Raw genomic sequence first — 18,099 nt, 5'->3', positions numbered from 1 at the left:
ACGCGCGCCGAAGGACGGCTCACCGACGACGCCCGACGCGTGCCCTGGCCGCCCCCAGCCGGACTCAACCGGGCCCGGCAGGGCCACGCGCCGGCTTGACGAGGCGGCGTCGCTGCACGACCTTTCTCACCACACCCTTGTCGACGCTCAGGAGGAGACCATGAGCCAGCTTTCCGAACAGACTTGCGAGGCCTGCCACAAGGACGCTCCCCAGGTGACCCAGGCCGAGATCGAGCAGTTCGGGGCCGAGATCCCCGAGTGGCGGATCGTCGAGCGCGATGGCATCATGAAGCTAGAGCGGAGCTTCACGTTCCGCGACTTCCAGCAGGCCCTCGACTTCACCAACCGCGTCGGCGAGATCGCCGAAGAGGCCGGACACCATCCGGCCCTACTGACCGAATGGGGCAAGGTCACCGTGACCTGGTGGTCGCACGAGATGAAGGGCCTGCACAGGAACGATTTCATTCTTGCCGCCAGAACTGACGAGGTAGCGACATAAATGTTCGAGAAAATTGAGCGGGTTCCCGGGGACGCCATCCTCGGTCTTATCGAAGCCTTCAAGAAGGACACCAACCCTCAGAAGGTCGATCTCGGCGTGGGCGTCTACAAGGACGACCAGGGCAACACCCCGGTGATGCGCGCCGTGAAGGAAGCCGAGGCCCTGCTGCTCAAGAACGAGACCACCAAGACCTACATCGGCTCGCACGGCGCACCGGCATACGGCCAGGCGGTACTGCCCATGGTGCTGGGCGAGGGCTCGCCGGTGCTCGAGGCCGGGCGTGCCAGTGCCACCCAGTCCCCCGGCGGCACCGGGGCCCTGCGCCTGGCGGCGGACTTCATCGCCAAGCAGCTGCCCGGCAAGGATGTCTGGGTCAGCGACCCGACCTGGCCGAACCACCTGGGGATCTTCCCGGCCGCCGGCCTGACCCTGCACAAGTACCCGTACGTCGACGCCGAGAACCGGCTCGACTTCGACGGCATGCTCGGCGCACTCAAGCAGATTCCGGAGGGCGACGTGGTGCTGCTGCACGCCTGCTGCCACAACCCCACCGGCTTCGATCTGTCCCAGGCCCAGTGGCAGCAGGTCCTGGAGGTCGTCCGCGAGCGCAACCTGCTGCCGCTGATCGACTTCGCCTACCAGGGCTTCGGCGAGGGGCTGGACGAGGACGCCTACGGCGTGCGCCTGCTGGCCGAGAACCTCGACGAGGTGATCATCACCAGCTCCTGCTCCAAGAACTTCGGCATCTACTGCGAGCGCACCGGCTGCCTGATCCTGGTGGCCAAGGATGCCGAGCAGATGGAGAACGTGCGTTCCCAGGTGGCCATCGTCGCCCGCGAGAACTACTCCAACCCGCCGGCCCATGGCGGTGCCATCGTCAGCGAGATCCTGCACTCGGCCGAACTGGCCGTGATCTGGCGCGAGGAGCTCACCGAGATGCGCGATCGCATCAACACGCTGCGTCGCGACTTCGTCGAGGCCCTCAAGCCCTACGGCCTGGACCAGAAGTACGCCTGTGTGGCCGAGCAGCGCGGCATGTTCTCCTACACCGGCCTGACCCCCGACCAGGTCGACCGCCTGCGTGACGAGTTCGGCATCTACATGGTGCGCTCCGGTCGCGCCAACGTCGCCGGCTTCTCCAAGGCGAACCTGCCGTACCTGGCCAAGGCGATCGCCGCGGTCAACTGAGCCGCTCGCCCAGCGACTCACGCCAGATGCCCGGGTCACTGACCCGGGCATTTCGTTTGCGGGACCGTTTTCCGTTGCGGAACCACCGCCACGCTTGCCGAAAAAGGTTCGTCCCACCGCCGGGGACACAGGGCCGCCCGTCCGCTCCTGAGGCCGCCATACAACAGAGGGCCCCGCCGGTTTTTTGCCGGCGGGGCCCTGGCGAGTCTAGCAGGAGATGATCAGTTGACCGCGGCCTCGCCCTCGGCGGTACCGGACACGCCGGCGCTGGCCGAGCCGTTCGGGTCGCTGGCGCCCCCGGCGGTGCTGTCCCAGGCCCCCTCGGCGTCATCCCCGGCCGACTCGAGGGTCTGCTCAGCCGTGTCGGTAGCCCGATCCAGGGCGCCGCCGGCTGCGTCCATCCCGGCGTCGGCCCGTTCCTGGACGCCGGCACCCGCGGCGGTGGCGCCCTCGACGGCGCCCTGCCCGGCCTGATGTGCCGTACCGGTCTCGGCACTGCCCTGAGCGTCGGCACTCAGGTCGGCACCGACGTCCTGACCGGCGGCCTGAGTCTGCACACTGGTATCGCCTTGGGCCTGGATAGCGGCGCTGTCCGCCATGGCGGCCTGGGCGCCCAGGCCAGCCAGCGCGAGGGAGAGCGTGATTCCGACTGTCTTCAGTTTCATGATACCTCCTGGTGGTGGCCACCGAACTCGGCTCGATGGCCTCCGAAATGATAGATCCATGTCACGCGGGCCCTTCCCTGGCCCCGTGCCCTCCATGGCCGCGATACTGCCTTGGCAGCAGCATTCGCGCCTCCGGCACCAAGGCCGGAGCAGACACCTATCCTCCAGCGAAGTACATGCCAGAAAAAATATTTAAGCTTCAAAAACAGATGATTATAAAAATCCTCTGCGCAGGAGACGGACCCTTTCACCCACCCGACCGCGGCACGCCGTCACTATTTGTCGACACCTCACACCACTGGCACAACTTTCCCTTTAATATCAATTGATTAATCTGTTGCCCATCACACACGCGGAAGGGCCGACACTGCGCCGGCGAACCGTCACACCCAAGGCACAGGCCCCGCCGAGCAGTTCAGCGCGGCGGGGCCTGTGCATGGCGAGGCGCGGGCGGATCAGGCCGCGTAGCGGGAGACCCCCAGGCCGCTGGGGTCGATGACCGGCGCCTTGCCGCTCATCAGGTCGGCCAGCAGCTGGGCGCTGCCGCAGCTCATGGTCCAGCCCAGGGTGCCGTGCCCGGTGTTGAGCCACAGGTTGTCGACCGAGGTGGGACCGATGATCGGCGTGGAGTCCGGGGTCATCGGGCGCAGGCCGGTCCAGAATTCCGCCCGGCCCACGTCGCCCCCCTCGGGGAAGACGTCGCGCACCACCATGGCGATGGTGGCCCGGCGCTTCTCCAGCAGGCTCAGATCAAAGGAAGCCAGCTCCGCGGTGCCGCCCACCCGGATGCGGTCGTCGAAGCGCGAGATCGCCACCTTGAAGGTCTCGTCCATCACCGTGGACTGGGGGGCGCCGCCGTCGTCGGTGACCGGCACGGTCAGGCTGTAGCCCTTGACCGGATAGATCGGCAGCCGGATGCCCATGTCCTTGACCAGGAACGGCGAGTAGCTGCCCAGGCAGACCACGTAGGCGTCGGCGGTCAGCTCACCTTCGCTGGTCACCACACTCTCGATGGCCCCGGCGCTGCGCTTGAGGCGCTGGATATCGACGTTGAAGCGGAACTCGACGCCCAGTCGCTCGCAGCAGTAGTCCGCCAGCCGGTTGGTGAAGAGGTAGCAGTCGCCCGTCTGATCATCGGGCAGGTGCAGCCCGCCGACGAACTTGCCCGGCACCCGGGCGAGTGCCGGCTCGACGCCTGCGATCTCGTCGGCATTGAGCAGCTTGTGGCGCACGCCGCACTGCTCCAGGACCCGCATGTCCTTGGCCACCGCCTCCACCTGGCTCTCATGGCGAAACAGCTGCATCAGGCCGCGCTGACGATCCTCGTAGCGGATGCCGGTGTCGTCGCGCAGGGCATCGATACAGGACCGGCTATGCTCGGCCACGCGCACCATGCGCTCCTTGTTGATCATGTAGCGCTCGGGGCTGCAGTTGCCCAGCATCTGCGTCATGAAGCGCGCCATGCTGGGATCCATCCTGGGCTGGATCTTGAGCGGCGCATGCTCCTGAAACATCCACTTGATGGCCTTCTGGGGAATGCCCGGGGCCGCCCAGGGCGAAGAGAAGCCGAAGGAGACCTGGCCGGCGTTGCCGTAGCTGGTTTCCAGCGCCGGCGAGGGCTGGCGATCCACCACCGTGACCTCGTGGCCCTGCCGAGCCAGGTAATAGGCGCTGGTGACGCCGACGACGCCGCTGCCGAGAATCAGTACCTTCATGCGCTTCCCCTTCTGCCGGGTGGTGAGATCAACGAGCCCAGCAGTATAGGGATAACGCTCCAGATGATTCGACCAAAAAAGCCCTTACAAACAAAGCCAAGCCATGTTTTTATTGATTTCTATAATGAATAACTCGTTATAGAACGGTATTTTTGGGCTTTTCCTCTACCTCGTCTTGAGATGGCTGCCGACGCGGGCTGGCCAGGATGCGTCTCAGCACCTGCCAGGCCGCCAGGCCCGCCAGCAGGTTGCCGATGGCCGCCCCCATCGCCAGGCCCATCAGCTCACCGAGCCAGGCCCCGAGCCACAGGCAAGGCAGATAGAAGACGAACAGCCGAGCCCCCGACATCAGCATGGCTCGCAGCGGCCAGCCCAGGGCATTACCGGCCGAGACCACGAGCATGCAGACCCCCAGCGCCGCGTAGCTCGGCAGCAGGAAACGAATCAGGATCGCCAGGTCGTCCTGTACCTCGGGATTACCGGACAGCGCGAGGGCGACCCAGGGCGCGGCCAGCGCCAGGATCACGCCCAGCGACAGCTGCCAGAGCACCACCACCCTGAGCGCGAGGCGCATCAGGCGATGCACCTGCTCCCAATCCCCCGCCCCGTAGCAGCGTCCGAGCCAGGGCGGCAGCGACATCGTCATGGCCAGCACCACCATCAGCGACAGCGTCTCCAGACGGCTGGCCAACCCCCAGGCCGCCACCTGGGACTCGCCGAGGGAGGCCACCACCGCGATCGCCAGCATCGCCGCCAGAGGCGGCATCAGCTGGCTGATCATCGCCGGGCCGGCGATACCGACGAAGGGCGTGAGCGAGCGCTGCATCTCCCCGACCAGTCCCTCGGCGGCGAGCCACGACTTGTCACGCAGTCGCTGGCCCAGCAGCAGCAGGCCGATGGCGAAGGCGATCGCGGTCGCCCAGGCAGCGCCCGGCAGGCCCAGCCCCTCCCAGGGCCCGACACCGAAGATCAGCAGCGGATCGAGCACCAGGTTCAGAAGGCTCGTGATCACCATCATCTTGCCCGGCAGCCAGGTATCGCCGTGGGCCCGGAACAGGCTGTAGCCGAAGTAGAGCACCGCCCCGAGCCACGCCGACAGCAGTTGCGGCCCCCAGTAGTCGCGAATCAGCGCGCGCGTCGCCCCATCGGCGCCCAGCAGGCCGTAAAGCGGGGTCTGGATAGCCCACAGCAGCAGCACGAGCAACGCGATGGTCAGGGTGCCGACCAGCAGCACCAGGCTGCCCAGGCGTCGGGCTCGCGCCGTTTCCCGCGCACCCAGGGCACGCGAGATCAACGCCGCGATGGCGATGCCCATGCCCACCTGAATGCCGATGACCAGGAAGGAGAGCGGGAAGGTGAAGGACTGGGCGGCCAGCGGCGCCGTGCCCAGCCGGGCGATGAAGGCGCTGTCCACCAGCTGGAAGCCGAGCAGCGCCAGCACGCCGATCGCCATGGGCCAAGTCTGGCGCCACAGGGTGGGGCCGAGGGAGGAACGGGATGTATCGAGGGAATTCACACGGACTCCGGGGGCTGACGGGGGCTGGCATTCTACGCCATGGCGGCGCCGGACTCAGCCCGCAAGTCCCCGGTGCCCCATCACCAGCCCGGCCAGGATACGCTCGATGTCGGCGGCGGGCATGGGGCGGAAGAAGTAGAACCCCTGCACCAGATCGCAGCGCATCTCCTGGATCAGCGCCAGCTGTTCGCGATTCTCGACCCCTTCCGCGACCACCTCGAGACCCAGCCGATGGCCGATGAAGACCGCGGCCTCCATGATGGCACGGTCCTCGGGTTGATCCGGGGCATCCCGCACGAAGGCGCGGTCGATCTTCAGCGCCGTGACCGGGAAGTGCTTGAGATAGCTCAGCGACGAGTAGCCGGTACCGAAATCGTCGATGGAGATGCGATACCCCAGGCGATGGAGACGGCGCAACCCCTCGAGAATCCGATCGTCGGCCTCGATCAGCACGTTCTCGGTGAGCTCGATGCCGATGTGCCGCGGCCCCAGGTCGTAGCGCGCCAGGCAGGCCTCGAAACGCTCGAAGACGTCAGGCCGGCTCATCTGCCGACCGGAGAAGTTGATATCGATACGCTCCAGCGCCAGGCCGGCGTCCCGCCAGCGCGCCCGCTGCCCACAGGCCGCTTCCATGACCCAGTCACCGAGGCGATGAATCAGGTCGGAATGCTCGGCCAGCGGGATGAACTCGACTGGAGAGATCGGCGGGCCATCATGAGGATGCCAGCGCAACAGGGCCTCGAGGTTCTCGATGCGCCCGCTCATGGCCGACACCTGGGGCTGGTAGTGCAGCAATAGCTCGCCCTGGTCGAGCGCCTGCTCCAGGCGATCGGCCAGGCGATGCTGGTGCAAAAGCTCGTCGTGGAGCTGCTGATCGAAGAACCACACGCTGCCGCGGCCATCGAGCTTGGCCCGGTTCTTGGCCACATCGGCGTTGCGAATCAGCTCCCGCGCCGTATCGCCGTTATCCGGATAGAAGCTGACCCCGAGGCAGGCCGTTACCTGGCGTCGCGACCCGTCCACCATGAAGGGGGCCCGCAGCGCCTGCTGGATCTTGTGAACCAGCTGCGGCAGCACGTCCTCGCGCTGGAGGCCGGGGAAGGCGATCACGAACTCGTCGCCGGAGAGGCGCGACATCAGGTCCGACCCGCGCTTGGTACGGTGCAGGCGACGGCTCAGCTCGACCAGCAGACGATCGCCCTGCTCGTAGCCCAGGGCATCGTTGATCTCCACGAAGTGATCGATGTCCAGGTAGACCAGCACCAGGCCGCAATCCTGTCGTCCACACCCGGCAAGGACCTCGTCGAGCTGGGTCTCGAAGGTCTGGCGATTGGGGAGATGCGTCAGGGCGTCGAAGCGCGTGGCAAAATCCAGTTCGCGATGGACGCGCTTCTGATCCGAGAGATCCACGTCGACGCAGAACATCAGGGGATCGTCGGTGTGCTCCCCGAGCATCACATGATGCGAGAAGACCGATACCGGCTCGCCGCTCTTGTGCTGAAGCTCCAGCTCATCGGCGGGAATCTCGATCCCCTGCTCCACCCAGGCACGATGCGCATGGATCACGGGCTCGCGCATCGGCGCGGGGATGATCAGCTCCTCGAGCAGCTGCCCCTGTGCCTCGTCGGGGGCATAACCATAGAGCCGAGTGCTGGCCTCGTTCCAGTAGATCACCCGACGCTGCCGGTCGTAGCCCTGTACCGCCACCTTCGGCAGGCTCTCCAGCAGGGCACGAAATCGCTGCTCGCTCTCCAGGTACTGGCGCCGCACACGCTCGACGTCATCCAGGGAGTCAGCCCCCCGAACGGCGGACCATGTCGATCTGACCTGCTGCCACCGGCGCATCAGCCATTGCCGGAAACGGGTTTCGCGACCGCTCATTCATCCCCTCATCATCGCCTGGCGATGCCATCCTGCCTGCGGGGAGCGCATGCCTAGGGACGACATCGATACTCCCCATCCTACCTGCTTATGTAGGAAATATCTTACACGGCATCAGGTCTCCGACCAGGCATTGCCCTCCAACGTTTCACTGAGAACCCTAGCCCCTGAAGTGTGCCCCGTCTCGTACATTTTTTGACATTTCGTTGCAAATCTTCTCATTTTTCTAAGGTTGCCCAGGTCTTGGGCAACCCAATGGCAATCATGCCATCCCCCCCCAATGGAGAAGATCCCATGAAACTCGACACCCTCAAGTACGGCTTCGATACCGCCACCATGCCCCTCGACCCGATCGCCGACTACTGGTCCCCCGAGGTCACCCGCTCACTGCGGCAGCAGGATTGGGCCCAGGCCGAGGTGCGCTCTCGACTGGACCTCGAGGCCTGGCAGGCCTACACCCACGACCTGCCCCGGGACCCCTACGTCAACCGTCGCTGGAAGCGCATGTCCTGGCTGACGCTGGACGACCGCGGCGATGTCCTCGACATGGGGCACTGCCCGATGGCTCAGGGCGGCGCCTTCAACGACGCCGAGAGCATGGCGGACCGGCTTCGCTACTACGAGCCGCTGACGCCGGAGTTCATGGCGCGGCCGGATGTGAAGGCCTTCGTCCGGGCCTGGGCGCGGCTGTGGCATCTGCGTCCTAACGAGCCCATTCTCATGCAGATCACCGGCGTGCGCGGCGAGGGCATGGTCGACCCCCTGCAGGGCCAGGGGATTCACGCCGATGGCTGCCAGGCACTGAGCGTCATGGTACTCAGCCGTGACAACGTGGCAGGGGCCGAGAACCATCTCTATGCCGACAAGGGCGGCACCCACCCCCTCGCCGACACGACCCTCGCCCCGGGGGATATCCTGCACCTGCGCGACGACCGCCTCTTCCACAGCGTGGATGCGATCACACAGCACGACGAAGAAGCGCCCTTCGAGCGCTTCGTGATCATCATCAACAGCCGCTTCGTGGATGAGTTTCAGAACCGTATCCTGCGCCGGCACTTCCCCGAGGCGCTGCTCCACGAGCCCAGCTAAGCCAGGGTCCTGCAACGAAACGCCCCCCTGGGAGAGTCCCAGGGGGGCGTTTCGTTGCCGGATCGCTCCGCGTCGCGGCGCGTCTTACTGGCGAATGCCCTCGAAGGTCACGTAGAGCTCGAGCTCGTGCATCGACTCGGGGAACTTGCTCATGTCGATACCGTAGTCCGCCAGGGCCAGCGTGGTGGAGCCCTCGAAGCCGGCACGATAGTTCCCCCAGGGATCCTCGCCCTCGCCCAGCAGGGTCACGGGCATCTCGATCTCGTTGGTCTCGCCATGCAGGGTCAGCTCGCCGCTCAGCACGCCCTCGTTATCCCCGCTGGGGGTGAAGCCGGTGGAGGTGAAGGTCGCGGTCGGGTACTCGCCCGTCGCCAGGAAGTCATCGCTCTTGATGTGCTTGTCACGCTCGGCATGGTTGCTGGTGAGGCTGGTCACATCGACCTCGAGGTTGGCGGCCGAGTCCTCCAGGTTCTCCGGATCATAGCGGAAGCTGCCCGAGAACTCCTCGAAGCTGCCGAGGATGTAGGAGAAGCCCAGATGACTGATCTTGAACTGAATGAAGGCGTGCTGCCCCTCGGTGTCGATGGCGTAGTCCGCGGCCTGGGCCTGGGTCAGCGGCACGAGGGCGGTGGCGGCCAGAGCGGTGGCGATGGCGGTCTTCTTGATCATGAAGGCTCCTTGCAGATCGTTTCGGGGGAGATCATCGCCTCAGGGGCGACGGGAACGGCGTGGGTCGATCATCCGCGACAGGACATCGGTGCGATCGACCCAGTGATGTTTCAGGGCGGCCAGGGCGTGGCCGGCGGAGAGCAGCATCAGCGCCAGGGCGCTGTACCAGTGCACCTGACCGGCCAGCGTGGCCTGATCCGGCAGGCCGCTGATCAGCGCCGGCACCTCGAAGGCATCGAACACCTTGATCCCCTGGCCCTCGGCGGTGGAGATCAGGTAGCCGCTGACCAGCGCCACGAGCATCAGCGCATAGAGCCCGAGGTGGCCCAGATGGGCGGCCCGGCGCTCCAGGCGATGACCCTTCGCCTGCGGCGTGGGCTGCAGGATGCGCCACCCCAGGCGGATCAGGGTAGCCAGCAGCAGCAGCATGCCGACCGAGCGGTGCCACCAGGGACCGAGGTTGTACCAGCGGTCGTAGTAGTCGAGCCCCGTCATCCACCAGCCCAGCGCGAAGAGGCCGATGATGGCCAGGGCACCGACCCAGTGCAGCAGGATGCTGACCAGTCCCCAGCCGCGACGGGTATTGTTCCACATGGTCTCTCTGCCTCCCTGCGTCGTTGGATCGACGGCCAGCATACCCTACCGGCTGATCGACATCCTTGAATAAACCCGAACATCTCATTCAAAAAAACCGCATGCCGCCGCCACGACGGGCGTGGCGGCGGCATGGGGGGCGTGTTGGGCGATCGTCCCTGGCGGCGGGGGATCAGTGTCGCTCGGCCAGCACCTCGAGCAGCAACCGGGCCGTGGACGCGCTGGAGGCCGGGTTCTGCCCGGTGACCAGCAGCCCGTCTCGAACCTCGAAGGGGGCGAAATCATCGCTGCTGCGCTCGTAGCGGCCACCCTTCTCCTTGAGGGCATCCTCGAGCAGGTGCGGCACCACGCCGGTGAGGCCCACCGCCTCCTCCTCGCTGTTGGCGAAGCCGGTGACCCGGCGCCCCTTGAGCAGCGGCTCGCCCTCGGGAGTCCTGGCATCGAGCAGCACCGTGGGGGCGTGACAGACCGCGGCCACCGGGCGCTCGGCGGCCAGGAAGGCCTCGATCAGGCGGCGGGAATCGGCATCGCCGCTCAGGTCCCACAGCGGCCCGTGTCCGCCGGGATAGAAGATCGCATCGAAGTCATCGAGCTCGACATCGGCGAGTCGGTGCGTACTGGCGAGCTGCGCCTTGGCCTGGTCGTCCGCCTCGAAGCGCCGGGTCTCCTCGGTGAGGGCCTCCTCGGCCTGGGAGTTGGGGTCCACCGGGGGCAGGCCGCCCTTGGGCGAGGCCAGGGTGATCTCGGCGCCGGCGTCCTTGAAGACGTAGTAGGGCGCGGCGAACTCCTCGAGCCAGAAGCCGGTCTTGTGGTCGGTATCGCCCATGCGATCATGGGAGGTCAGTACCATCAGGATCTTCATCGCGGCCCTCCTCGGGCTGGGGTGGATGCGTGCCTAGATGAGATGGAGACGAGGGCGAGGAGTTCAAGGAATCGGGAGAAATCCACGCCAAAGCGCCTGCCGCGAAGGGCAGGCGCTTTGGCATGGAGGGAGGGTCGAGCGGCCGTCAGGCCAGGGCGTCGAGCCCACGCGCCAGGTCGCCGCGAATGTCCTCCAACGCCTCCAGCCCCACCGCCAGGCGGATCAAGCCCTCGCTGATGCCGGCGGCGGCCTTCTGATCATCGGAGAGGCGTCCATGGGTGGTGGTCGCGGGATGGGTGATGGTGGTCTTGACGTCGCCGAGGTTACCGGTGATGGAGACCATGCGCGTGGCGTCGATCACCGACCAGGCCGCCTCGCGGCCGCCCTTCACCTCGACGCCGATCACCGCCCCGAAGCCCTGCTGCTGGCGGCTGGCCAGCTCATGCTGCGGGTGGCTCGCCAGGCCGCTGTAGTGGACCCGCGCCACCGCCGGATGGCCCTCCAGCCACTCGGCGAGCTGCCGGGCATTCTCGCAGTGGGCACGCATGCGCAGGTTCAGGGTCTCGAGGCCCTTGGTGAAGAGCCAGGCATTGAAGGGGCTCAGGCAGGGGCCGCAGGTGCGCACCACGCCGAACACCTCCTCGAGCTCCTTGTCGCGGCCGACCACCGCCCCGCCGATCGCCCTGCCCTGGCCGTCCAGGTACTTGGTGGCGGAGTGAATCACCAGATCCGCCCCGAGCGCGAGCGGCTTCTGCAGCGCCGGCGTCAGGAAGCAGTTGTCGATGGCGAGCAGCGCCTCATGACGGTGGGCGATCTCGGCCAGGGCCGCGATGTCCACAACCTCGGAGAGCGGATTCGAGGGCGTCTCGGCGAACAGCAGCTTGGTCGCCGGGCCGATGGCCGCCTCCCAGGCCTCGAGGTTCGACAGCTCCACGTAACGGGTGGTGATGCCGAACTTGCCGAGGTACTTGTCGAACAGGCTGACCGTGGAGCCGAACAGCGACCGGGAGGCGACGATCTCGTCGCCCGAGGAGAGCAGCGCCAGCGCCGTGGCCATGATCGCGGCCATGCCGGAACTCGTGGCCACGCAGCGCTCCCCCCCCTCCATGGCCGCCAGGCGCTGCTCGAAGGTGCGCACGGTGGGGTTGGTGAAGCGCGAGTAGATGTTGCCCGGCTCCTCGCCGCTGAACTTGGCCGCCGCCTCGGCGGCGCTGCCATAGACGAAGCTCGAGGTCGGGAAGATCGGCTCGCCATGTTCCTGCTCATGGGTGCGCTGGTGACCGGCGCGGATGGCCAGGGTCTCGAGCTCCCACTCCGACGCTGGTGTCTGATCCTGCTGCATGACGGGCCCCTTCAGTCGTCGATGTCGTCTTCCTGATTGTGCATCCCCACCAGCGCGTGATCGCCGGCGCTGAGCTGCTTGGCATCGTCGCTGCGCGAGGCCTCGAGCGCCGCGAGGTAGCGATCGTCGATGTCGCCGGTCACGTACTGGCCGTCGAAGACGGAGCAGTCGAAGGCCTCGAGGTCAGGGTTCACCTCGCGACAGGCAGCCTTCAGGTCGTCGAGGTCCTGGTAGAAGATCCGGTCGGCTCCGATCAGCTCGCCCACCTCGGCCTCGCTGCGACCGTGGGCGATCAGCTCGTTGGCCGCCGGCATGTCGATGCCGTAGACGTTGGGGTAGCGCACCGGCGGCGCGGCAGAGGCGAAATAGACCTTGCGGGCGCCGGCCTCGCGGGCCATCTGGATGATCTGCTTGCAGGTGGTGCCGCGCACGATGGAGTCGTCCACCAGCAGCACGTTCTTGTCCTTGAACTCGACGCCGATGGCGTTGAGCTTCTGGCGCACCGACTTCTTGCGCTGGGTCTGGCCCGGCATGATGAAGGTCCGCCCGATATAGCGGTTCTTCATGAAGCCTTCGCGATAGGTCACGCCGAGGTGCTGGGCGAGCTCCAGCGCCGAGGTCCGCGAGGTGTCGGGGATCGGGATCACCACGTCGATGTCGTGTTCGGGCCACTCGTTCTGGATGCGGTCGCCGAGCTTGCGCCCCATCTGCATGCGGGTGCCGTAGACGTAGGCGCCGTCGAGGATGGAGTCCGGGCGCGCCAGGTAGACGTGTTCGAAGATGCAGGAGGCGAGCCGCGGGGTGTCGGCGCACTGCTGGGTATGGATGGCGCCGGTCATGTCGACGAAGATCGCCTCGCCCGGGGCCAGATCCCGATGCAGCTCGAAGCCGCCGACGTCCAGGGCCACCGACTCCGAGGCGATCATCACCTCCTGCCCCTCGCCCTCGTCGCGAGTGCCGAACACCACCGGACGGATGCCATGGGGATCGCGGAAGGCGACCAGGCCGACCCCGTTGATGATCGCCACCGCGGCATAGCCGCCCCGGCAGCGGCGATGCACGCGACGCACCGCGTCGAAGATATCGCCGGGCGCCAGGTGCAGCCCCTGCTTGCCGAGCTCATGGGCGAAGACGTTGAGCAGCACCTCGGAATCGGAGCTGGTGTTGATGTGGCGCAGGTCGGAGGAGAACAGCTCCTGCTTGAGCTGATCCGAGTTGGTCAGGTTGCCATTGTGCGCCAGGGTGATGCCGTAGGGGGAGTTGACGTAGAACGGCTGCGACTCCGCTTCGCTGGAGGAGCCGGCGGTGGGATAGCGCACGTGGCCGATGCCCAGATTGCCCTTGAGGCGGGCCATGTGGCGGGTATGGAAGACATCCCGCACCAGGCCGTTGCTCTTGCGCAACAGGAAGCGACCCTCGTCCCAGGTCATCATGCCGGCGGCATCCTGTCCGCGGTGCTGGAGCACGGTCAGGGCGTCATAGATGCCCTGATTCACCGCCTGCTTGGCCATCAGGCCCACGATACCGCACATTCTACTTTACCTCTCTTGCCGGGTACTTGCTGTGAAGAGTAGGGACGAGCCGGGGCGCCGTCCCGAAGTCGTGTGTCAGGGGGGTGTCGCCTCATCGGCGTCGCTCGATTCGGCCTCGGCGGATGCAGCCGGCGCCGCGGGCGGCAAGGAGAGCTGCCGCAGGGAGGACGGCTCGGGCAGGCGACCCTCCCAGGCCTCCAGGTGGCTCAACGCCCAGTCCTGGAGACGCTCGAAGGGCGGGCGCAGCGTCGCCTCCTGCCAGGCCTGGAGCTGCACCAGTGGCGTCAGGCTCAGCAGGACGGTCGCCAGGACCAGGATCGCCACGCCCTTGGCCATGCCGAAGGCGGTGCCGGTGATCCGATTCAACAGGCCCATGCCTACCCACTCCACGGCGGCATGCACCATGCGAATGACGAGGCCGCAGAGCAGGATCACCGCGAAGATCACCAGCACGAAGGCCAGCACCAGGCGACCGTCGGCGCTGTCGATCACCCCGGCGAGCAGATCCGCCACCGGCGGGGCCAGGAGCCGCGCCGCCAGCAGCGCGATGATCCAGGCGGCGAGCCCCAGCGCCTCGCGGACCAGTCCTCGCAGGAAGCCGGCAAGCCCGGTCACGACCAGGACCGCCACGAAGATCCAGTCGATCCAGGTCAGCGTCATGAGCCGTTGTCCGCTCGCACCAGCAGGCCCTGGAGGTTCTCCCGAGCCTTGAGCTCACCCATCACCCGCTCGCCCTCCCGTGAGGAGGCAAAGGGGCCGACGTAGACGGTGGTCAGGCCGTTGTCGCGGGCGCGGCGGTAGACAGGCAGGCCCTGATCGGCGAGCTTCGCTTCGAGGCGCTCGGCGTTGGCTGTCTCGCCGAAGCTGCCCACCTGCACGGCCCACTCCCCGTCGGGGGCGGCCTCGACCGGTTGAGAGGACGCCTGCTGCTGACCGGCCAGGCGTTCATCGGCGGCGCGGGCCAGCTCGGCGATGGGGTCGGCGGCCGGTTCGTCGACGGGCTCGGGCGGCGTCGATGCCTGCTCGTCCGAAGGCTCGGACGCCGGCTCGGCGTTCCGCGCCGCTTCCGGCGCGGCGGAGGCGGCGTCCGACGACGCGTTCTCCGCCTCCGGTGCCTGATCGAGACTCTCCGGCGGCTGCGGGTCCTCAAGCTCGCGGCGCTCCACCTCGACGGGCTGCTCGATGGTCATCACCGGCTGAGGCCGCTCGCCGCGCGGGGCCGGTTCGTCGAACAGCATGGGCAGGAAGATCACCGCCAGGGCGATCAGGATCACGGCCCCACTGAGACGCTCTCGCATTCCGTATTTCATCTCGCTTCCTCGCTGCGCATGGCGTGCCCTGCCGTTGGTCCCGCCGACGGGCCACCGGCCCGATGCCAGGCCAGCACGGCGGCGACGGTGAAGAAAGAGCCACAGACCAGGACACGATCCTCGGGCGCGAGGCGAGCCGACAGCCAGTCGGCGGCCTCGGCCGGCGAATCACCGCGGTGCCAGATCGTGGCGCCCTGGCGGGTCAGGCGCCCGGCCAGGTCATCCGCCGACCGCGCCCGCTCGCCCTCGAGGCTCACCGGCACCCAGGCATCCACCGCCGATGCCAGGGCGTCGATCACCCCGTCGGCATCCTTGTCGGCGAGCATGCCGATCAGCGCCACGGTGCGTCCCGCGCAGGGACGCGCCACCAGCCGCTGCGCCACGTAGGCCGCCGCATGGGGATTGTGCCCGACATCCAGGCACCAGGGACCCAGCCACTGCATGCGCCCGGGCAGCCGGACGCTCGCGAGTGCCCGTCGGCAGGCCGACGCCTCCAGCGACACCCCGGCGAGCGCCAGGGCCTGCAGGGCGCTGGCGGCATTGTCCAGCGGCAGCTCGGGGTCGGGCAGGTCGACGAGCGAGACGGGATGACCGCCACCATCCTGCCCGCTCCAGCCCCAGCCGGCGCCTTCGCCCTCGCGGTGGAAGGCCTCGCCCAGCGCCACCACCCGGGCCCGGCGCTCGCGGGCCACCTCGGTCACGCTCGCCGGCAGCGTCGTGCTGCCCAGCACCGCGGGCCGGCCGGGGCGCAGGATACCGGCCTTCTCGCGGCCGATACCCTCGATATCATCGCCGAGAAAGGCAGCATGATCCTGGGCCACGGTGGTGATCACCGCGACGTCCGGATCGATGATGTTGACGGCGTCCAGGCGTCCCCCCAGCCCCACCTCGAGGATCGCCAGCGCCGGGGACTGACGGGCGATCGCCCACAGCGCCCCGAGGGTGCCCATCTCGAAGTAGCTCAGGCTGATCGGCTCCCCCGCAAGCCGCGCCGCCTCGACCGCCTCGAAGCCGGCGATCAGGGTGGCGTCGTCGGCCTCCCGTCCATCCAGCCGCAGGCGTTCGTTGTAGCGCAGCAGGTGGGGCGAGGTGTAGGTCGCCGTGGTGAGGCCGTGGGCCTGGGCCAGGGCCTCGAGCATCGCCACCGTCGATCCCTTGCCGTTGGTGCCGGCGACCGTGATGACGCGAGCCGCCGGTGGCGCCTCGCCAAGCCCCATGCGGCGCGCGACCTCGGCCACGCGGTCGAGGCCGAGGTCGATGCCGACCGGATGGGCCGCCTCCAGCCGGGTCAGCCAGGCCGGAAGCGTCGTGGGCAGGGCGCACTCGCTCATGCGGATCGGTCAGCGCGCCGGGTCGGAACGCTCGCCGTTTGGCTCGGCGTCGCTTTCCGCGTCGTGCTCAACGCCCTCGACGGGCGTCGTGGCGAGCACGTCATCCTGTTCGGCCTGCTCGGCTACCTGCACCAGGTCCGGCGCTTCCGCGACGGGCTCCTCGCCGATCACCGGCTGGTGGGTCAGCTTGCGCAGCACGCCGCCCAGGCGCGAGCGGATCTCGCCGCGATGGACGATCATGTCCACGGTGCCGTGCTCGAGCAGGAACTCGCTGCGCTGGAAGCCCTCGGGCAGCTTCTCGCGCACGGTCTGCTCGATGACCCGCGGCCCGGCGAAGCCGATCAGCGCGTTGGGCTCGGCCACGTTGAGGTCGCCGAGCATCGCCAGCGACGCCGAGACGCCACCGAACACCGGGTCGGTAAGCACCGAGATGTAGGGCACGCCGGCCTGCTTGAGCTTCTCCAGGGCCGCCGAGGTCTTGGCCATCTGCATCAGCGAGAAGAGCGCCTCCTGCATCCGCGCCCCGCCGGAAGCGGCGAAGCAGACCAGCGGGATGCCCTCCTCGAGGGCGACGCTGGCGGCACGCACGAACTTCTCCCCCACCACGGCGCCCATGGAGCCGCCCATGAAGGTGAACTCGAAGGCCACCACGACCACCGGCAGCCCCTCGAGGGAGCCGCGCATGGCGATCAGCGCATCGTTCTCGCCGGTGGCCTTCTGGGCCGCCACCAGGCGATCCCGATACTTCTTGGAGTCGCGGAACTTGAGGCGATCCATCGGCTCGAGCTTGGGCGCGATCTCCTCGCGACCCTCCTTGTCCAGGAACCAGTCGAGGCGCTTGCGCGCGGTCAGGCGCAGGTGATGGTCGCACTTGGGGCAGACGCTATGGTGCTTTTCCAGCTCAGGGAGATAGAGGACCGCTTCACACTTGGGGCACTTGCGCCACAGGCCGTCGGGGACGCTTGCGCGGCGATCCTTGCGCTGGATGCGGCCCACCGAGGGCACGATCTTGTCTAGCCAGCTCATGTCAGAAACACTTCCGTAAAGGCTGATGCTCCCGGCGGCGCCGGGAGCAGGGTCGATTCGTTGGCGAGGAGGATCAGGCGTCCAGCGCCTGGCGCATCTCTCCCAGGACCGCCTCGAGGGCGGCGGGGATCGCCTCGGGCTGCTCGGCATTCTCGGCGATGCGATTGACCAGCGCCGAGCCGACGATCACGCCATCGGCCACCTTGCCCACCTCCGCGGCCGAGGCTCCGTCGCGGATCCCGAAGCCCACGCACAGCGGCAGGTCGGTCATCTCGCGCAGCGGCGCCAGATGTTCGGCCACGTCGTCGGCATTGAGGGTCGCCGAGCCGGTCACACCCTTCAGCGAAACATAGTAGAGATAGCCCTCGCCGTGGGCGCATATTGTAGCGGCCCGGGCACGCGAAGTGGTAGGGGCGACCAGGAAGATCGACGCCAGACCGCGCGACTTGAGCAGCGGACCGACCTCATCGGCCTCCTCCGGCGGCATGTCGACGATCAGCACGCCATCGACCCCGGCCTCGGCGGCCTGATCGGCGAAGTTCTCGAGGCCGAGGCGCTCCACCGGATTCAGGTAGCCCATCAGCACGACGGGCGTCTCGGTGTCGGTGCGGCGGAACTCGCTGACCATCTCGAAGAGGTGGCTGAGCCGCACGCCCTTCTTGAGGGCCCGCTCGCAGGCCTTCTGGATCACCGGCCCGTCGGCCATGGGGTCCGAGAACGGCACGCCCAGCTCGATCACATCGCCCCCCGCCGCCACCAGGGCGTGCATGAAGCCGACGGTGTGCTGGGGCGCCGGATCGCCGGCGGTGATGTAGGGAATCAGTGCGCGTCGGCCCTCGGCCTTGAGCGCAGCGAAGCGTTGGTCGATACGATTCATGGT

General features: G+C 67.5%; 17 protein-coding genes. 3 read left to right on the top strand and 14 right to left on the bottom strand.

Features of this window, described 5'->3' with window-relative positions:
* Positions 1 to 160: 160 nt before the first annotated feature.
* Both ACGTNG_RS05740 and ACGTNG_RS05735 read left to right on the top strand, forming a co-directional pair.
* Positions 161 to 499 carry a 4a-hydroxytetrahydrobiopterin dehydratase gene (locus ACGTNG_RS05740; RefSeq protein WP_394576026.1) on the top strand — a complete coding sequence of 113 codons (339 nt, stop codon included), beginning with the start codon at positions 161 to 163 and terminating at the stop codon, positions 497 to 499.
* Positions 500 to 1,687, top strand: a complete 1,188-nt coding sequence (locus ACGTNG_RS05735; protein WP_394576025.1) for an amino acid aminotransferase — start codon at positions 500 to 502, stop codon at positions 1,685 to 1,687.
* A 221-nt stretch (positions 1,688 to 1,908) separates the two neighbouring features.
* On the opposite strand, the gene ACGTNG_RS05730 is transcribed toward ACGTNG_RS05735, so the two are convergent.
* The 4 genes from ACGTNG_RS05730 to ACGTNG_RS05715 all read right to left on the bottom strand — a co-directional run bounded on the left by ACGTNG_RS05730 (position 1,909) and on the right by ACGTNG_RS05715 (position 7,464).
* Positions 1,909 to 2,352, bottom strand: a complete 444-nt coding sequence (locus ACGTNG_RS05730; protein ID WP_394576024.1) for a hypothetical protein — start codon at positions 2,350 to 2,352, stop codon at positions 1,909 to 1,911.
* 455 nt (positions 2,353 to 2,807) lie between these two features.
* Positions 2,808 to 4,067 carry a D-amino acid dehydrogenase gene (locus ACGTNG_RS05725; protein ID WP_394576022.1) on the bottom strand — a complete coding sequence of 420 codons (1,260 nt, stop codon included), beginning with the start codon at positions 4,065 to 4,067 and terminating at the stop codon, positions 2,808 to 2,810.
* A gap of 136 nt (positions 4,068 to 4,203) precedes the next feature.
* Positions 4,204 to 5,520: an MATE family efflux transporter gene (locus tag ACGTNG_RS05720; RefSeq protein WP_394576179.1), complete on the bottom strand. Its 1,317-nt coding sequence runs from the start codon at positions 5,518 to 5,520 to the stop codon at positions 4,204 to 4,206.
* Positions 5,521 to 5,637: 117 nt separating this feature from the next.
* Positions 5,638 to 7,464, bottom strand: a complete 1,827-nt coding sequence (locus ACGTNG_RS05715) for a putative bifunctional diguanylate cyclase/phosphodiesterase (protein ID WP_394576020.1) — start codon at positions 7,462 to 7,464, stop codon at positions 5,638 to 5,640.
* Positions 7,465 to 7,758: 294 nt separating this feature from the next.
* Here ACGTNG_RS05715 and ACGTNG_RS05710 point away from each other — a divergent pair, with 294 nt between their 5' ends.
* On the top strand, positions 7,759 to 8,553 hold the full coding sequence (locus tag ACGTNG_RS05710; RefSeq protein WP_394576019.1) for a 2OG-Fe dioxygenase family protein: 795 nt from the start codon (positions 7,759 to 7,761) through the stop codon (positions 8,551 to 8,553).
* 84 nt (positions 8,554 to 8,637) lie between these two features.
* Here ACGTNG_RS05710 and ACGTNG_RS05705 read toward each other — a convergent pair whose 3' ends face one another.
* From ACGTNG_RS05705 to trpA, 10 genes are all read right to left on the bottom strand, one after another.
* Entirely contained in the window at positions 8,638 to 9,222 is a 585-nt protein-coding gene (locus tag ACGTNG_RS05705) for a YceI family protein (RefSeq protein WP_394576017.1), read from the bottom strand.
* A gap of 39 nt (positions 9,223 to 9,261) precedes the next feature.
* Entirely contained in the window at positions 9,262 to 9,816 is a 555-nt protein-coding gene (locus ACGTNG_RS05700) for a cytochrome b (protein ID WP_394576015.1), read from the bottom strand.
* A 172-nt stretch (positions 9,817 to 9,988) separates the two neighbouring features.
* On the bottom strand, positions 9,989 to 10,678 hold the full coding sequence (locus tag ACGTNG_RS05695) for a type 1 glutamine amidotransferase domain-containing protein (protein ID WP_394576013.1): 690 nt from the start codon (positions 10,676 to 10,678) through the stop codon (positions 9,989 to 9,991).
* A gap of 145 nt (positions 10,679 to 10,823) precedes the next feature.
* A complete protein-coding gene (locus ACGTNG_RS05690; RefSeq protein ID WP_394576011.1) occupies positions 10,824 to 12,020 on the bottom strand; it encodes an O-succinylhomoserine sulfhydrylase in 1,197 nt (398 codons plus the stop codon).
* An 11-nt stretch (positions 12,021 to 12,031) separates the two neighbouring features.
* Positions 12,032 to 13,552: an amidophosphoribosyltransferase gene (purF, locus tag ACGTNG_RS05685; RefSeq protein ID WP_394576010.1), complete on the bottom strand. Its 1,521-nt coding sequence runs from the start codon at positions 13,550 to 13,552 to the stop codon at positions 12,032 to 12,034.
* Positions 13,553 to 13,627: 75 nt separating this feature from the next.
* Positions 13,628 to 14,212 carry a CvpA family protein gene (locus tag ACGTNG_RS05680; protein WP_394576009.1) on the bottom strand — a complete coding sequence of 195 codons (585 nt, stop codon included), beginning with the start codon at positions 14,210 to 14,212 and terminating at the stop codon, positions 13,628 to 13,630.
* Positions 14,209 to 14,862, bottom strand: a complete 654-nt coding sequence (locus ACGTNG_RS05675; protein WP_394576007.1) for an SPOR domain-containing protein — start codon at positions 14,860 to 14,862, stop codon at positions 14,209 to 14,211. Before ACGTNG_RS05675 ends, ACGTNG_RS05680 begins: the two co-directional genes overlap by 4 nt.
* A complete protein-coding gene (folC, locus tag ACGTNG_RS05670) occupies positions 14,859 to 16,193 on the bottom strand; it encodes a bifunctional tetrahydrofolate synthase/dihydrofolate synthase (RefSeq protein ID WP_394576006.1) in 1,335 nt (444 codons plus the stop codon). Before folC ends, ACGTNG_RS05675 begins: the two co-directional genes overlap by 4 nt.
* Before the next feature lie 9 nt (positions 16,194 to 16,202).
* On the bottom strand, positions 16,203 to 17,219 hold the full coding sequence (gene accD / locus ACGTNG_RS05665) for an acetyl-CoA carboxylase, carboxyltransferase subunit beta (protein ID WP_394576004.1): 1,017 nt from the start codon (positions 17,217 to 17,219) through the stop codon (positions 16,203 to 16,205).
* Between the two features lie 73 nt (positions 17,220 to 17,292).
* A complete protein-coding gene (gene trpA / locus ACGTNG_RS05660; protein WP_394576002.1) occupies positions 17,293 to 18,096 on the bottom strand; it encodes a tryptophan synthase subunit alpha in 804 nt (267 codons plus the stop codon).
* Positions 18,097 to 18,099: the final 3 nt, after the last annotated feature.

This window comes from Halomonas sp. B23F22_3 (assembly GCF_043496965.1).
Classification (GTDB): Bacteria; Pseudomonadota; Gammaproteobacteria; order Pseudomonadales; family Halomonadaceae; genus Halomonas.
Note: the sequence above shows the minus strand (reverse complement) of the source record. Positions and strands in the feature narration are given on the sequence as shown.

Bases quoted from the DNA above. Each gene is read 5' to 3' on its own strand.
- ACGTNG_RS05740 (WP_394576026.1), top strand. From the start codon at position 161: ATGAGCCAGCTTTCCGAACAGACTTGCGAGGCCTGCCACAAGGACGCT.
- ACGTNG_RS05735 (WP_394576025.1), top strand. From the start codon at position 500: ATGTTCGAGAAAATTGAGCGGGTTCCCGGGGACGCCATCCTCGGTCTT.
- ACGTNG_RS05730 (WP_394576024.1), bottom strand. From the start codon at position 2,352: ATGAAACTGAAGACAGTCGGAATCACGCTCTCCCTCGCGCTGGCTGGC.
- ACGTNG_RS05725 (WP_394576022.1), bottom strand. From the start codon at position 4,067: ATGAAGGTACTGATTCTCGGCAGCGGCGTCGTCGGCGTCACCAGCGCC.
- ACGTNG_RS05720 (WP_394576179.1), bottom strand. From the start codon at position 5,520: ATGGCGATCGGCGTGCTGGCGCTGCTCGGCTTCCAGCTGGTGGACAGC.
- ACGTNG_RS05715 (WP_394576020.1), bottom strand. From the start codon at position 7,464: ATGAGCGGTCGCGAAACCCGTTTCCGGCAATGGCTGATGCGCCGGTGG.
- ACGTNG_RS05710 (WP_394576019.1), top strand. From the start codon at position 7,759: ATGAAACTCGACACCCTCAAGTACGGCTTCGATACCGCCACCATGCCC.
- ACGTNG_RS05705 (WP_394576017.1), bottom strand. From the start codon at position 9,222: ATGATCAAGAAGACCGCCATCGCCACCGCTCTGGCCGCCACCGCCCTC.
- ACGTNG_RS05700 (WP_394576015.1), bottom strand. From the start codon at position 9,816: ATGTGGAACAATACCCGTCGCGGCTGGGGACTGGTCAGCATCCTGCTG.
- ACGTNG_RS05695 (WP_394576013.1), bottom strand. From the start codon at position 10,678: ATGAAGATCCTGATGGTACTGACCTCCCATGATCGCATGGGCGATACC.
- ACGTNG_RS05690 (WP_394576011.1), bottom strand. From the start codon at position 12,020: ATGCAGCAGGATCAGACACCAGCGTCGGAGTGGGAGCTCGAGACCCTG.
- purF (WP_394576010.1), bottom strand. From the start codon at position 13,552: ATGTGCGGTATCGTGGGCCTGATGGCCAAGCAGGCGGTGAATCAGGGC.
- ACGTNG_RS05680 (WP_394576009.1), bottom strand. From the start codon at position 14,212: ATGACGCTGACCTGGATCGACTGGATCTTCGTGGCGGTCCTGGTCGTG.
- ACGTNG_RS05675 (WP_394576007.1), bottom strand. From the start codon at position 14,862: ATGAAATACGGAATGCGAGAGCGTCTCAGTGGGGCCGTGATCCTGATC.
- folC (WP_394576006.1), bottom strand. From the start codon at position 16,193: ATGAGCGAGTGCGCCCTGCCCACGACGCTTCCGGCCTGGCTGACCCGG.
- accD (WP_394576004.1), bottom strand. From the start codon at position 17,219: ATGAGCTGGCTAGACAAGATCGTGCCCTCGGTGGGCCGCATCCAGCGC.
- trpA (WP_394576002.1), bottom strand. From the start codon at position 18,096: ATGAATCGTATCGACCAACGCTTCGCTGCGCTCAAGGCCGAGGGCCGA.